The following is a 15,428-nucleotide window of genomic DNA, read 5'->3' as shown; positions in this document are numbered from 1 at the left end:
TCATTAATCGACAGAGAGCCATGTCCGAAGCCGCCAGCGTAATGGCCGACGCCACCCGCCAGGAGAATGTCACCCGCATTCTCGACTGTGCCGAACGCCTGTTCCGGCACTATGGTTACGGCAAGACCAATGTCGCCGACATCGCCCGCGAACTCGGCATGTCGCCGGCCAACATCTACCGTTTCTTCGCCTCCAAGGTCGAAATCCACCAGGCCGTCTGCGGCCGCATGCTCCTCGCCAGCTACAACATGGCCTACGAGATTTCCCGGTTGCCGATCAGCGCCGAGGAGCGGCTGCGCCGCTACGTGCATGCGCAGTACAAGATGACGCTGGAAGTCATGCTCGACGACCAGAAGGTCCACGAAATGGTCATCGTCGCGCTCGAGCGCGACTGGGGCGTCATCGACAAGCATATCGACAGCATTCACGACCTGTTTGCCGAGGTGATCCGCGATGGCATCGAGGCCGGCGAGTTCAGGGACCAGGATCCGGTCATCGCATCGCGCTGCTTCGGCGCCGCCACCGTTATTCTGTGTCACCCCCAAATGGTGGCGCAATGCCTTGCCAAGACCAATCGGGCGATGCCCGACGATCTCATCGATTACGCGATCAAGGCTCTGAAGTAATAGCCGCCGCCCGCCGGGCGCCGGTGTCGACCGTTCATCTCCAGTCGGGAGCACGAAAGTGTCTTTGTCCAGTTCCATCATCCGCAAGCTGCCGGTCGCCGGCCTGATCGTCGCCACGCTCGGGCTCGCCGCCTGCAGCCAGGAGAAGACCGAGGGCCAGGACATCATCCGTCCGGTCAAGGTGGTCGAGATCGGCCAGGCCGAAAAGAGTCGCAAAATCACCTATTCCGGCTCGGTGCGAGCCCGCACCGAAATGAACCTCGGCTTTCGCATCTCGGGCAAGGTCACTGAGCGTCTGGTCGACATCGGCCAGCATGTGACGACAGGCGATGTGCTAGCCCGTATCGATCCCACGGACTATGAGTTGTCGGTCAAGAGCGCCAAGGCCAGCCTCGACGCCGCCGAGCGGCAGGTCGAGACGGTCGATCTGTCCCGCAAGCGCGCCGAGCAGCTTTTTGCCAAGAACTTCACCTCCAAGTCGCAGCTCGAACAGGCGACGCTGAGCTACAACCAGGCGGTAGCGACGCGCGATGCCGCCCGCTCTACCCTTGCCCAGGCGCAGAACCAGGTCGTCTACACCGATCTCAAGGCGAGCGAGAACGGCATCGTCACGGCGGTCTCGGCCGATGTCGGCCAGGTGGTCGGCGCCGGAACGCCTGTGATGACTGTTGCCGTTGACGGCGAAAAGGAAGTGCTGATCGCGGTTCCCGAAATGGACATCGCCGCCTTCAAGCCGGGAAAGGACGTCAAGGCCAGCTTCTGGTCCGATGACGCGCTGGCGCTCTCCGGCAAAGTGCGTGAAGTCGCCGGCAGCGCCGACCAGCAGTCGCGCACCTTTGCCGTCCGCGTATCGCTGCCCGACGACCCGCGCGTGCTGCTCGGCATGACCGCCAACATCGAGGCCTCGGTGGCCAAGAAGCAGGAGATGGTGTCGATCCCGCTTAGCGCGCTTGCGGAAAAGGATGGTCGCAAGATTGTCTGGACCGTCGACCGCGCCGGCGAGACGGTGCACGAGCGCCTGGTCAAGGTTGCGGAGTTCACCGCCGACGGCGTCAGCGTCGCCGACGGGCTCAAGCCGGGGGATGTCGTCGTTGCCGCCGGCACCCAGTTCATGACCGAGAATCTCAAAGTCAAGCTGACCGGCGATGCGGTCCAGGCCGCCTCTGCGGAAGGCGATGCCGCAAAGGCCCTGCGCTGACCGCAGGCATGAAGCCGGCTTGATCGTCGCTTCGGCGAAAGGGCTGGGCAAGCGAATTCAGGGTTTCCGGGCGGCGAGCGCCCGATGGTCGAGACGCCAAGATCGAGTTCCCCCGCATCGATCCGCGCGTCCCACCGCGATGAGTGTCTCTCCGCTCGGAAAGCCTCGCCGCCCGGAAGCCAGCATCGGAATATCCTAGCTGCATGCAAAGCGCATGCGCGCACGATCAACGAATTGGATTGACGCCGATGACCACCACCGACAGCACTGAAAAGCAGCCTTTCAATCTTTCGCGCTGGGCCATCGGCCATCCCTCGATCGCGCGCTTCCTGTTCGGTCTGATCATCATTGCCGGCGCGCTCGGCCTGATGCGCATGGGCCAGAAGGAAGACCCCGATTTCACTTTCCGCGTCATGGTCGTCCAGGCGATCTGGCCGGGCTCCTCGATCCAGGAGATGGAAGACCAGGTCGTCAACAAGATCGAGCGCAAGCTGCAGGAAACGCCGCACCTCGACTTCGTCCGTTCCTACACCCGCGCCGGCAGCGCCATCATCACCGTCCAGATCAAGGGCGACACCAATGCAGAGGAGGTGAAGGACGCCTTCTACCAGGTGCGCAAGAAGGTTGGCGACATCTCCGGCGACCTGCCGCAAGGCCTGCTCGGGCCCTATTTCAACGACGAGTTCGGCGACACCTTCATCACCCTGCACTCGATCGGCGGCGACGGCTACAGCTATCCGGAGCTGAAGAAATTCGCCACCCAGGCTCGCGACATGCTGCTGACGACGCCGGGCGTCGAGAAGGCCGTCATCATCGGCGACCAGCCGGAGAAGCTTTATATCGACGTCTCGTCCAAGGCCCTGGCCGAACGCGGCCTGACGCTGACCGACCTGCAGAACGCCATCAAGGGCCAGAACAATGTCGATCCGGCGGGCTCCGTCGACACCGGCCTGCGCTCGGTGCGCATCTCGGTCGAGGGCGATGTCACCAGGGCTGCCGACATCAGGGAATTGCGCCTGCGCGCCGGTGGTCAGGTGACACGTCTTGGCGATATTGCCACCGTGAGTTCCGGTCTCGAAGATCCCTATCAGCGCAAGTACCGCTTCAACGGCCACGAAAGCGTCCAGGTCGGCGTCGTCATGGCCAAGGGTTTTAACGTCAGGGACGTCGGCACGGATGTCGAGGCGACCTACAAGCGCTTTGAGGAAGCGCTGCCCTACGGCGTTGCGGTCGACCAGATTTCCAACCAGCCCGAGGTTGTCAAGGACGCCGTCAACGAGTTCATGGAGGCGCTCGGCGAGGCGCTGCTGATCGTGCTTGCTGTCTCGCTGCTGTCGATCGGCTGGCGTTCCGGCCTGGTCATCGCCATTGCCATTCCGCTGGTGCTGGCCGCCACCTTCGCCATCATGTACGAGCTCGGCATCGATCTGCAGCGCATTTCGCTCGGCGCCCTGATCATCGCGCTCGGGCTGTTGGTCGACGACGCCATGATCGTCGTCGAGATGATGGAGCGCAAGCTGGAAGAGGGGCTGGTCAAGATCGATGCGGCGAGCTTCGCCTATTCCTCGACCGCCTTCCCGATGCTGAGCGGCACGCTGATCACCATCGCCGGCTTCATCCCGGTCGGCTTCGCCGCCTCGACCGCAGGCGAATATGTGCGCACGCTGTTCTATGTCGTCGGCATCGCGCTCGTCGTGTCGTGGTTCGTCGCCGTCTATTTCACGCCGTGGCTGGGCTACATGATCCTCAAGCAGCGCAAGCATGCCGGCAACCATCATGACGCCTTCGACACCGGCTTCTACCGGCGGCTGCGCGCCACGGTCGGCTGGGCGGTGCGCCACCGCATCATCGTTCTGGTGATGACGCTGGTCACCTTCGCCACCAGCCTGTGGACGTTCCAGTTCATCCCACAAAACTTCTTCCCGCAATCCTCGCGGCCGGAAATCCTCGTCGATCTCTGGTTGCCTGAGGGAACCTCGATCAAGGAAGTCGAGACGCAGGCCAAGGCGCTGGAAGCCCGGATGATGGACGACAAGGACAAGCGCTTCATCGCCACCTATATCGGCGAAGGCGCGCCGCGCTTCTTCCTGCCGCTCGACCAGCAATTGCGCAATCCGAACTATGCGCAGCTTCTGGTGATGGCCAATGACGAGCCGGCACGCGAGCGGCTGATCCTCAAGCTGCGCTCAATCCTGGCGCAGGATTTCCCCTCGATCCGTTCCAAGGTCGACCGTCTGTTCCTCGGCCCGCCGACCGGCTGGCCGGTGCAGATGCGCATCATGGGTCCGGACCGCCAGGAGGTGCGCCGCATCGCCGACCAGGTGAAGGCGAAATTCGCCGAAAATCCGCTGCTCGGCGCCGTCCATGACGACTGGCTGGAGCCGGTACCGGCGATGAACCTGATCATCGACCAGGACCGCGCCCGTGCTCTTGGCGTCACCTCGCAACGCATCCGCCAGATGCTGCAGGCAGCGATGTCCGGCGCGCCGCTCGATGACTTCCGTGATGGCGAGGAGACGGTTTCCATCGTCGCCCGCGAACCGGACGCCAGCCGCAGCCTGCTGTCCTCGGTCGACTCGGTCTATATCCCGACCGATTTCGGCGGCTTCGTGCCGCTGTCGCAGGTGGCCAAGGTGGTGCCGGTGCTCGAGCAGGGCGTCGAATGGCGGCGCGACCGCCTGCCGACCATCTCGGTGCGCGCCACGCTGCCGGATGGCGTGCAGTCGAACGACGTCGTCACCAAGCTCTACAATGACATGCAGGGCATGCGCGCCGGCCTGGCGCCCGGCTACAAGATCGAGATCCAGGGCGGTGCGGAAGATTCCGCCGAAAGCCAGGCCTCGATTGCCGCCAAGGCGCCGATCATGCTGGCCGTCATCGTCGTGCTCCTGATGATCCAGCTGCAGCATTTCGGCAAGGCGATGCTCGTGCTGGCCACCGGTCCGCTCGGCATCATCGGTGCGGCGGCGGCTCTGTTGATCAGCGGCGCGCCGTTCGGCTTCGTCGCCATCCTCGGTGTCATCGCGCTGCTCGGAATCATCATGCGCAACTCGATCATCCTGGTCGACCAGATCGATCAGGACATCGCCAGGGGGATGGACCGATCGGAGGCCATCATCGGCTCGGCCGTGCGCCGTTTCCGGCCGATCGTGCTGACGGCGATGACGGCGGTGCTGGCGCTGATCCCGATCTCGCGTGCGGTGTTCTGGGGACCGCTCGCCTACGCCATGATGGGCGGCATCCTCGTCGCCACCGTACTCACCATCCTGGTGCTGCCGGCAGGCTACGCGCTGTTCTTCGGCCGCGAGCCGAAGAAAGGCAGGAAGCCGGCTGATGAGGCGGTGCAGGACAATGACAGGCCGCCACTCGCGCTGGCCGCCGAGTAGGCGCTGCCGGCGCACAGGATGCACCTTGGAAAAGGCTGGAACGCCGTACGCTTGACGTGCGGCGTTCTGGCTTTCTCCTTGCCGGTGGCACCGAGCACCCAGGCAAGTATCTCAACACCAGGCGGGTTCATCAAAATAGGTTGAACGGCCACCTGTATGAAAATGCTTCGCGGCGCCGGTTTTGCAAAACAGAATTCCTTTCCAGGACGGCAAAGCCGTCCGATCCTGCTTACATATCGGAGCGGCAACGCTCATTCGCATCAGGTGATCATCCCATGGCAGACAACAAGCAATTGCGGCTCGGCGCCTTCATGCGTCCGGTCAGTCTTCACACCGGGGCCTGGCGCTATCCGGGCTCATATCCCGATGCCAACTTCAACTTCGCCCATCTGAAGCGCTTCGCGCAGACGCTTGAGGCGGCGAAGTTCGACGCCTTCTTCATGGCCGACCATCTGGCCGTTCTCAACATGCCGATCGAGGCGCTACGGCGCAGCCACACGGTGACCTCGTTCGAGCCGTTCACGCTGCTGTCGGCGCTCGCCGCCGTCACTGATCATATCGGCCTTGTCGCCACCGCATCGACAACCTTCGACGCGCCCTATCACATTGCCCGCCGCTTCGCCTCGCTCGACCATATCAGCGGCGGCCGCGCCGGCTGGAACATCGTCACCACATCCAATCCCGACGCCGCGCTGAACTTCGGCCTCGACGAGCATGTCGAGCACGACGAGCGCTATCACAATGCGCGGGAATTCTACGATGTGGTGACCGGCCTCTGGGACAGCTTTGCCGACGACGCCTTCATCCGCGACCCCGAGAGCGGGCTCTATTTCGATCCCGCGAGGCTGCATGTGCTCGACCATAAGGGTGAGCATCTCTCGGTGCGCGGCCCGCTCAACATTGCGCGCCCCGTGCAGGGCTGGCCGGTCATCGTCCAGGCCGGCGCGTCTGAGGCCGGGCGGCAGCTGGCAGCCGAAACGGCGGAGGTGATCTTCGCCGCCCACTCCGATCTCGCAGCCGGACAGCGCTTCTTCGCCGATGTCAAAGGCAGGGCCGAGAAGCTTGGCCGTTCGCGCGACGACATCAAGATCCTGCCCGGCGCCTTCGTCATCGTCGGCGACAGTGTCGAGGAAGCACAGGCCAAACGCGCCAAGCTCGACAGCCTGGTCTATTACGAGAGCGGCATTGCCTCGCTATCGATCGCGCTGGGGCACGACGCATCCGGCTTTGATCCCGACGCGCCCTTGCCCGAAATCCCCGAAACCAATGCCTCGAAGAGCGGCCGCGAGCGCGTCATCGAGCTGGCGCGCCGGGAGAATTTGACCGTCCGCCAGTTGGCGCAGCGGCTCGGCGGCTATTCCGGCCTTGCTTTCGTCGGCACGCCGAAAACCATCGCCGATTCGATGGAGGAATGGCTGTTTGCCGAAGGGTCAGACGGCTTCAATGTCATGTTCCCCTATCTGCCAGCCGGGCTCGACGACTTCGCCGAGAAGGTGGTGCCTGAGCTGCAGCGGCGAAAGCTCTTCCGGCGCGAGTATGAGGGCACCACCTTGCGCGAGAATCTCGGCCTGAAGCGTCCGCCGAACCGGTTCTTCGAAGGCTCCGAAGCGGTCATCCGCAAGGCCGGCTGACGTCTGCCACAAAAAGAAACGGGCGCGCCGAAGCGCGCCCATTCTTTTCAAGCCATCACTTTCAGATGACGAAGTACCAGTTGGCGAGCAGCATCACCACCAGGCCGGCGACCAGCGTCAGGTAGGGCAGCATGCCTGCCTTTTTGACCGAGAGGTCTGCGCCCGCCATGCCGAGGTCGGCCAGCATGTGGTCGGGGAACTTGCCCTTGTCTTGGACGTAGTGCCGGTAGCAGAACACCGGGATGATCAAGGCGGCTGTGATCAGGCCGGCCCAGAGCGCCATCGGGTTCCACACCTTGGCGCCGGCGCCCATGAAGATGGCGTTTACATAGGCGAAGATGGCGCCGAGGCCGAGCAGCCAGCTCGGCGCCTTCCAAGGCCGGTTGATGTGGCCGTTGTCGATGCGGTGGATCCAGCCGGCATTGAGGTTGAGGAAGTTGAAGATGATGTAGCCGCAGTTCGACACGGCGAGGATGAAGAAGAAGCTCGTCGCGTCGGCCGAGGCGATGGCCAGCACGATCAGGTTGAAGACGAGATCGGTCCACATGGCGCGCGTCGGCGCGCCATGCTCGTTGACGTGGCTGAGATAGCGCGGCAGCCAGCCATCGACCGAGCCCTGGTAGAGCGTGCGCGACGAGCCGGCCATTGCCGTCATGATGCACAGCACCAGCGCCAGGATCATCAGCATCACCAAGAGGCTGTGGATCAATGCGCCACCCCCGACCATGCCGGCCAGTGCATCGGCAACACCGGAGCCGTCGACGATCGGCGTCGCCAGCATGCCGTTGAGGCCCAACACGCCCTGGAAGGTGAAGGGCACCAGGATGAACAGAAGCATGCAGAGCAGGCCGGAATAGAAGATCGCCTTGAACGTGTCGGTGCCGGGGTTCTTGAACTCCGATGTGTAGCAGACGGCGGTCTCGAAGCCGTAGGTCGACCACGCCGCGATGAACATGCCGCCTAGAACCAGCGTCCAGCCGGCAATGTTCCACGAGCCGGGCTCCGGCGCGTAAGCCGCCGCCAGCGGCACCAGCGGCGAAAAGTTCGCCCAGTTGATCTGGCCGGTGACGATCGGCACGACACCGACGATCAGCATCGGGATGATGACCAGGAGGCCGATATACTTCTGCACATTGGCGGTGCCGAGAATGCCGCGATGCTGGATCGAGAAGATGATCAGCATCAGCACCGCGCCGATGAAGAAAGTGGCATTGAGGGTGAAGGAGACAGGACCTAGCGTGTGGCTGAACAGCGTCCAGTTGCGGATCGCCGGCGTGGCCGCCGCGGTCACCGCGGCGATGGCGTCGGCAGGCACCATTCCGGCATGCGCCGCGATATAGGCGACGACGTCCGGCGACGCCTCGGTGAACAGCGGCACCGGCGCCAGCGCGTTGAGAATATAGGCGGCGGCGATCGAGCAGCCCAGCGACAGCACCGGCGACCAGGCGAACCAGTTGCACCACACCGACAGCGGCGCGATGAACTTGGAATAACGCAGCCAGGCGGTGGCGCCGTAGATCGAGGCGCCGCCCGACTTGTTCGGGAACAGGCCGGCGATCTCGGCATAGGTGAAGGATTGCAGGAAGCCCATGATCATGGAAGCGATCCAGATCCCGAAGGCCAGCGTTCCCGTCGTTCCGGCAATGCCGCCGATCGAAAACAGGACAAGGGCAGGAACGCCGCTCGCCACCCAGAAGGCGCCGCGCCAGTCGATGTTGCGGAGCAGCTTGCCTTCAGCGGGCTGCTCCAGGGCAGTGGTAATCGTGCTCATCTGTCTGAATTCCCCATTTTGTGTTCCCGGCCGGTGATGCCTCGGCTTCGCGAAGCTTGTTCCCCGGTACATGACCGCACGACTCCAGTGTTTCCACTCAGTCGTATTTTTTTCTTAACAGTGAAGATTGATCCGGCGCGCTTTCACGTCAAGTGATTTGTGGCGTCGTGCACATCACGGTTGCGAAACGCTCGCTTTGTCCTTCTCCCCTTGTGGGGTGAGAAGCGGTCCGCGGTAGCGGACGGAAAGCCAATTGCTTTCGAGCTTCGAACGCCCTGAGCCTGCGAAGGGCCGGGGGTGCAACCCTCAGGATCGCGGCCTGGTCTTTTGCGGATCGTAGTGGGCGAAGGCCACGACGCGCGCCGGCAGCCGCTTGGCATGACCGTCGAGCTTGCCGATCTCCACCTCTGTGCCGATTGCCGCGTGGGTGACGTCAAGCCTCGCCAGAGCGATGTTTTTGTTCAGCACCGGCGAGCGCATGCCCGAGGTGACGACACCGATCTGGGCGCGGCCCATATGGACGCAATCCCCATGGCCGACGGCGACATTGCTGTCGATGTCGAGGCCAACGAGCTTGTGCTGCGGATGTTCCTTGCGCCTTATCAGAGCCTCGCGGCCGATGAAATCGTCGGTCTTGGCCTTCAACGGTACGGTGAAGCCAATGCCCGCCTCGAACGGGTCGGTCTGGTCGGAGAATTCGTAACCGGCGAAGATCAGCCCGGCTTCGATGCGCACCATGTCGAGTGCCTGCAGGCCCATCGGCTTCAGCCCGTGCGGCTGGCCGGCCTCCCAGATGGCATCGAACACTTTTTCGGCGTCGCGTGGGTGGCACCAGATTTCGTAGCCGAGCTCGCCGGTATAACCGGTGCGCGACACCACGACCGGAATGCCATTGCCGCCGCCGATGCGCGCGACAGCGAAGCGGAACCATTCGAGTTCGTCGATCGACGGTTGCAGCGGCGAGGTCCAGACCACCTCTCGCAAAATGTCACGGCTCTTCGGCCCTTGGACAGCGACATTGTGCATCTGATCGGTGGAGGAACGCACCAGCACGTTGAGGCCAAGCTTTTTCGCGGTGTCGCGCAGCCATTCGCCGGACAGGTCGTCGCCGCCGACCCAACGGAAATTGTCCTTGCCGAGCCGCAGCAGCGTGCCGTCGTCGATCATGCCGCCATGCTCGTAGCACATGGCGGAATAGACGACCTGGCCGACGCCGAGCTTCTTGACGTCGCGGGTCAGCGTGTATTGCAGCAGCGCCTCGGAATCCGGGCCGGTGACCTCGAACTTGCGCAACGGCGACAGGTCCATGATCACGGCATCCTGCCGGCAGGCCCAGTATTCGGCGATGGCGCCTTCCTTGGCGAAGGAATTGGCCAGCCAATAACCCCGGTATTCCACGAAGTTGCGGGTGTGCTTGGCGAAGCTTGAATGGAAGGCGGTCTCGCGGGTCATTTTCGGTTCCGAATCGGGCGTCATGCGTCTGGCGATCGCTCGCGAGAATTTGTGTTGGCCGGAATAGGTTCGCACATGGATGTCGGTCGGGTTCCAGCCATTGGCCGGTGTCGTGTCGTCGGGACAGGCGGAGGAGACGCAGACGATGTCGGTGAGCGCCCTGAGCAGGACATAGTCGCCGGCGCGCGACCACGGCTCATCCGACACCATGACGCCATGGGCGTCGATCGCCGTGTTGAAGAAGAAGTTGATCGCCATCCAGCCGGCACGTGGGGTGACACCCTTGTCGGCCAGCGCGCGGTTGAAATTCTCCGAGCAGTTGGTGTGGCCGGGATAGCCGATGTCGTCGTAATATTTGGCGGCACACGCCAGCGCGAACGCGTCATGCCGGCCGCATGTGTCCTGGATAACCTCGACCAACGGCTCCATGTCCTGGTCGTAATATTTCGAGTGAAGGCCGGGCATCGGGTAGCTCGACCCCATCAGCGTGCGCGTGGTCGTTACGTCGAGCGGATGGTCCAGCCCCTTGTCCAGCTTGCGCGCCGAGAAGCACTGGAAATCGGTGCACTGGCGGCCGTCGACATCGATGATCTGCAGGTAGTCGCCCGCCTTGACGAAATAGGGTTCGGCTGTCGCCGAATGGACGCGCAGATCGAGCACCGGATCGGCAAGCGGATCGGCCAGCTGCGACTTTGTCTTCAGGCGCACGGTGGCGCGGCGCACCATGACGGTGAGCGGCGTTGGCGTATCATGGCTGTCGACGAGCATCGGCCCGCCGGGTGCGGCAATCAGCATCGCGCCGTCGCGCCTGACCGTGAATGCCTGCTCGGTGCCGGCAGGCGTTGCGCCGCCGAACACACGCACCGCCTTGGGCTCGTCGAGCTGCACCTGGCGGCGCTCAAGGCCACGACGGACGGAAGCCAGGCTGTCATCGCCCTCGGCCAGAAGCGCCTTGATCCCGGCGGCATTGCTGTTGGACTTTTCGCCGAGGATGGAAGGATCGGTGGCGCCGGTCCTGTCCCAGGCCAGCAACTCGCAAGCCTGCCCGCCCTCGACATTGCGCACGGTGAACGTATCGCCGGCCTCGACCTCGATCAGCACCGCGCCATTGCCCTGGATCGTATACCGCTCCATGCCCGGCGGCAGCGCGATCTGTCCGGGCCTCACGACGAGGCTCGGCCGCGGCGGCCCAGCTGTCACTGAAGGGTAGGGCGACTGGCTCATCTCAGCCTTGCGGTTAGAGAAACATGTTTGCCTGTGTGTAAAATTATTTTAGCAGCAAGAATAGCAGCGCGGTTGGGTTTGGCAAGGTGGAGGTGGCGTTCTCGACGCGGTCGCTGCAGGTTAGACCCTTCCAATCAAACCCATCTTCCGAACGCCAGCGCCGCCCCTCATCTGGCTGCCGCCATCTTCTCCTCGTAAACGGGGCGAAGGATGCTGTCGTCGCCGGTTTCGCCAATCGCCAGCGTTGCAGGACGAGCGCCGAGGCTGCGACCAGCTTCTTTCTCCCCGTCACTATACGGGGAGAAATGCCCGGCAGGGCAATGAGGGGCGGCGCCAACATCTGAAACTATCGAGCTAAAGCTCCTCGGAATGCCCGATAGCCACACCATACTCCGCAGCCGAATCCAACATCGTGTGCCACAGACTTTCGGCAAACGTCGCAAACACCAGGAGGTTGAACACCGCCTGCCCATCCGCCTGGTCACCACCACGCCAGAGCGTGACGCTGGTGTGATCCATCGAGGTCGCGGCAGCAGCGCCAACCGGAAACGCATCGGGATGCAAATCAATCGACGACAGTTTCGCCAGCATGGCGCGCGCCTTGAGGCCGCAGATGCTGATCAGCACGCGTGCATGCGATTGGTCGGATAGCGAAGCGGAAGATGCAAAGGTCTGAGCGAGCACCTCAGTCCTGCCACCCTTCGACAGGACAAAAAACTGATCCGGTCCCGACCAGATCAGCGTCGCATCCGCGGTGCCAACCGCCTTCGGCGTTTCCGGAGCCGCGACGCCGAAACGAGCGTTCGCCGCCTCGGCCAAATCACCCGCCTTGCCGCGCCGTGCCATCACCTGGACGAGGTCGAAATTGCGGATCTCGGTCAGCGACACACCGGCATCGCCTTGCACGCCGTAAGCGCCAGGAGCGAGCGCGCGCTCGAGCGGGCTACGAACATCCCAGGAAAAATCAGCCACGCTGGCGCCCTCCATCGGGATCGTAGAAGACGGGATTGCAGAGTTCGACATCATAGTCTTCACCGCGCAGCGGATCATGCGCGTGGACGATCTCGCCGATGCGTTCGCGGCCGCGCTCGACAAGGCCGAGACCGATCCACTGGTCGAGCGTCGGCGAGAAGCAGACCGAGGTGACGTAGCCCTGGTCGTTATCAGGCCCGGGCGTCTGGCCCTTCGGGATGATGTGCGCGCCGGAGCGCAGGCGGCGCGCCTTGTCGATCGGCTTGATGCCGACCACGACCTGCCGGTCCGGCGCCACCAGCGCCTCGCGGCCGGCCATGACGCGACCGATGAAATCCTTCTTGGTCGACATCATCTTGCCGAGGCCGAGATCGGCGGCGGTCGTCATGCCGCTCAGTTCCGGTCCGGCGACATGGCCCTTTTCAACGCGCATGACGCCGAGGGCTTCTGTGCCATACGGCGTCACGCCGAACGGTTTTCCCGCCAGCATCAAATTGCGTGCCATCGCTTCACCGTAACGCGCCGGCACCGAAATCTCGAACGCCATCTCGCCGGAGAAGGAGATGCGGAACAGCCGCGCCTTGATGCCGCCGCGCAAAGCGACTTCGCGCACGCCCATGAAGGGAAAACCTTCGTTCGAAAGGTCCTCGGCAGGGTCGACGATTTCCTTCAACAGGTCTCGCGTCCTTGGCCCGGCAATCGAGAACTGCGCCCACTGGTCGGAGACCGAGGTCAGTTGCACGTCGAGTTCGGGGAATAGCACCTGCCGGCAGAATTCGAGATGCTGCATCACCAGCCCGGCCTTCGCCGTGGTCGTGGTGAGGAAATAATGGTCCTCGGCCAGCCGCGAGGTCGTGCCGTCATCATAGACGAGGCCGTCCTCGCGCAGCATCAGCCCGTAGCGGGCTTTTCCCACGGCAAGGTTTGAGAAGGTGTTGATGTAGACGCGGTCGAGGAAGGCGCCGGCATCGGGGCCGTGCACATCGATCTTGCCCAGCGTCGAGACATCGCAGAAGCCGACGCCCGAGCGCACCGCCTTGACCTCGCGGGTGACCGATTCCAGCCAGTCCTTCTCGCCCGCGCGCGGATACCATTGCGCGCGCTTCCACAGGCCGGTGTCGACAAAGATCGCGCCTTGTTCGGCCGCCCAGTGATGCGACGGCGTCAGCCGCGTCGCATGGAAATTTTCGTCGCGATGGTGGCCGGCAAAGGCGCCGATGGCGACCGGCACGTACGGCGGGCGATAGATGGTCGTGCCGGTCTCGGGAATGGATTTGCCCGACACCGCCGCCATGATGGCGAGGCCGGCGACATTGGACGTCTTGCCCTGGTCGGTCGCCATGCCGAGCGTGGTGTAGCGCTTCAGATGCTCGACCGATTCAAAACCCTCGCGCTGCGCCAGCTCGATGTCGGACGCGGTGACGTCATGCTGCTGGTCTACAAAGGCCTTGCCTTTGCCGGCGACGTGCCAGAGCGGGGTCAGTGAGAAGGACTCGTCGCCGGCAACAGCTGCAGAGCCCGGATTGCCATTGCGTCCCGCGTCCCGCGCCGCTGCGGCGCCGGCCTCGAAACCTGCGCGCAGGCAGGCGCCTAGCCCGAAGTCGCCGTTAGCCGCACCTGCGGCGACCATACCGGGCGGCGCGCCGTCCGGCACGAAGGCGGCGATGTCGTCTCGCCATTTCGGCCGGCCGCGATGGTAAGAGGTGAGCCCGACCGCCGGATTCCAGCCGCCGGAAACGGCAAGCCCGTCGGCCGCGACCTCGGCGCGCGCGCCGCCGGTCAGCGACACCGCTATTTTTCTTACGCCGTCCTTGCCGCCGTCGACGCCGCTGACCGAACCATGCAGCACGGTGAAGCCGTTCCTGGAGGCGAGGGAACGATGGGCAGGCGAGACGTCAGTCCGCGCATCGATCACCGCCGCGACCTGCAGTCCGGCTGTGAGCGCGGTCTCGACCGTGCGCCAGCCATCCTCATTGTTGGTGAACAGCGCAACACGCTTTGCCGGCGTCGCGGCATAACGCGCGACATAGGTCCGCATCGCCGACGCCATCATCACGCCGGGCGTATCGTTGCCGGCAAAGACGATGGGACGCTCGATCGCGCCTGCAGCCACAACACAGCGCTTGGCCACGATGCGCCACAGCCGCTGTCGCACCTGATGCTCGGGCGGAACCGGCAGATGATCGTTGACGCGTTCGATCGCGCCATAGGTGCCGCCGTCATAGACGCCGAACAGCGTCGTGCGCGTCATGATGCGAACGTCAGGCATTGAGCTGAGTTCGGCCAGTGTGCGCGACAGCCACTCCGCGGCCGGCAGACCGTCGATCGTGCCGCCATCCGACAACAGACGGCCGCCGGGCGCAAAATCTTCTTCGCACAGGATGACGCGCGCACCGCTGCGGCCTGCAGCGAGTGCGGCGGCGAGACCGGCCGGACCGGAGCCGGCGATCACCACATCGCAATGCGCCCAGGCCTTGTCGTAGTGATCCGGATCGGGGGTGACCGCCGCGCGACCCAGACCCGCGGCGCGTCGGATCGCCGGCTCGTAGACCATTTCCCAGAATTTTGCCGGCCACATGAAGGTCTTGTAGTAGAAGCCGGCGACGAAGATCGGTGCGAACAGCTGGTTCACCGACATCACATCGTGGCGCAGCGAGGGCCAGCGGTTCTGGCTTGCCGCTTCGAGGCCTTCATACAGTTCGGCCGTCGTGGCCTTGGTGTTGGCCTCGCGCCGTGCGCCGGTGCGCAGTTCGACCAGCGCGTTGGGTTCTTCCGAGCCCGCAGTCAGAATGCCGCGCGGACGATGGTATTTGAACGAGCGGCCGACCAGCTTGACGCCATTGGCGACCAGCGCCGACGCCAGCGTGTCGCCCTGGAAGCCGGAAAATGTCATGCCGTCGAAGCGGAAGGTGAGGGGGGTGGAACGGTCGATGAGACCGCCGGATGTGAGACGATGGGATTGGCTGGAACTCACGATGGCCGGCCTCTCATCGATCCAATGCCAGGCGGGACCGTCGCGCTCTTCACCCTCCCCCTTGTGGGGAGGGTCGCTGCGCAGCAGCGGGGTGGGGGTGCGGCACCGGCCCCCCCCCCGCCCGGCGGGGCGCCCCCCCCCCCACGGGGGGGGGGGGGGGGGGGGCGGGTTGGGGCGGCGGCGGGGTGGGCAGG

Annotated in this window: 8 protein-coding genes; 4 read left to right on the top strand and 4 right to left on the bottom strand. The window is 64.1% G+C overall.

Translation table 11 applies throughout. From position 1 onward, the window contains the following. Window positions 1–20: 20 nt before the first annotated feature. The 4 genes from NKH35_RS12215 (at window position 21) to NKH35_RS12200 (ending at window position 6,841) form a co-directional block, all read left to right on the top strand. Complete coding sequence (locus NKH35_RS12215; protein WP_023732178.1) at window positions 21–626, top strand: TetR/AcrR family transcriptional regulator; 606 nt, start codon at window positions 21–23, stop codon at window positions 624–626. A 58-nt stretch (window positions 627–684) separates the two neighbouring features. Then, window positions 685–1,824 carry an efflux RND transporter periplasmic adaptor subunit gene (locus NKH35_RS12210; RefSeq protein WP_023732177.1) on the top strand — a complete coding sequence of 380 codons (1,140 nt, stop codon included), beginning with the start codon at window positions 685–687 and terminating at the stop codon, window positions 1,822–1,824. 248 nt (window positions 1,825–2,072) lie between these two features. Continuing rightward, the gene (locus tag NKH35_RS12205; protein WP_352914684.1) at window positions 2,073–5,210 is read left to right on the top strand and encodes an efflux RND transporter permease subunit; all 3,138 of its coding nucleotides are present in this window, start codon (window positions 2,073–2,075) and stop codon (window positions 5,208–5,210) included. Between the two features lie 275 nt (window positions 5,211–5,485). Beyond that, window positions 5,486–6,841, top strand: coding sequence for an LLM class flavin-dependent oxidoreductase (locus NKH35_RS12200; RefSeq protein ID WP_352444462.1), 1,356 nt, complete (start codon window positions 5,486–5,488; stop codon window positions 6,839–6,841). 61 nt (window positions 6,842–6,902) lie between these two features. Here NKH35_RS12200 and NKH35_RS12195 read toward each other — a convergent pair whose 3' ends face one another. The 4 genes from NKH35_RS12195 to NKH35_RS12180 all read right to left on the bottom strand — a co-directional run bounded on the left by NKH35_RS12195 (window position 6,903) and on the right by NKH35_RS12180 (window position 15,234). Then, entirely contained in the window at window positions 6,903–8,612 is a 1,710-nt protein-coding gene (locus tag NKH35_RS12195) for a trimethylamine N-oxide permease (RefSeq protein WP_023834839.1), read from the bottom strand. Window positions 8,613–8,918: 306 nt separating this feature from the next. Next, window positions 8,919–11,288 carry a trimethylamine N-oxide demethylase gene (locus tag NKH35_RS12190; protein ID WP_352914681.1) on the bottom strand — a complete coding sequence of 790 codons (2,370 nt, stop codon included), beginning with the start codon at window positions 11,286–11,288 and terminating at the stop codon, window positions 8,919–8,921. Window positions 11,289–11,642: 354 nt separating this feature from the next. Further along, on the bottom strand, window positions 11,643–12,260 hold the full coding sequence (locus NKH35_RS12185; protein ID WP_352914758.1) for a sarcosine oxidase subunit gamma: 618 nt from the start codon (window positions 12,258–12,260) through the stop codon (window positions 11,643–11,645). Further along, window positions 12,253–15,234 (bottom strand): sarcosine oxidase subunit alpha, encoded by a 2,982-nt coding sequence (locus NKH35_RS12180; RefSeq protein WP_352914679.1) that lies wholly within the window; start codon window positions 15,232–15,234, stop codon window positions 12,253–12,255. Before NKH35_RS12180 ends, NKH35_RS12185 begins: the two co-directional genes overlap by 8 nt. Window positions 15,235–15,428: the final 194 nt, after the last annotated feature.

It is taken from the genome of Mesorhizobium sp. M1143, from assembly GCF_040318435.1.
GTDB lineage: Bacteria > Pseudomonadota > Alphaproteobacteria > Rhizobiales > Rhizobiaceae > Mesorhizobium.
Note: the sequence above shows the minus strand (reverse complement) of the source record. Positions and strands in the feature narration are given on the sequence as shown.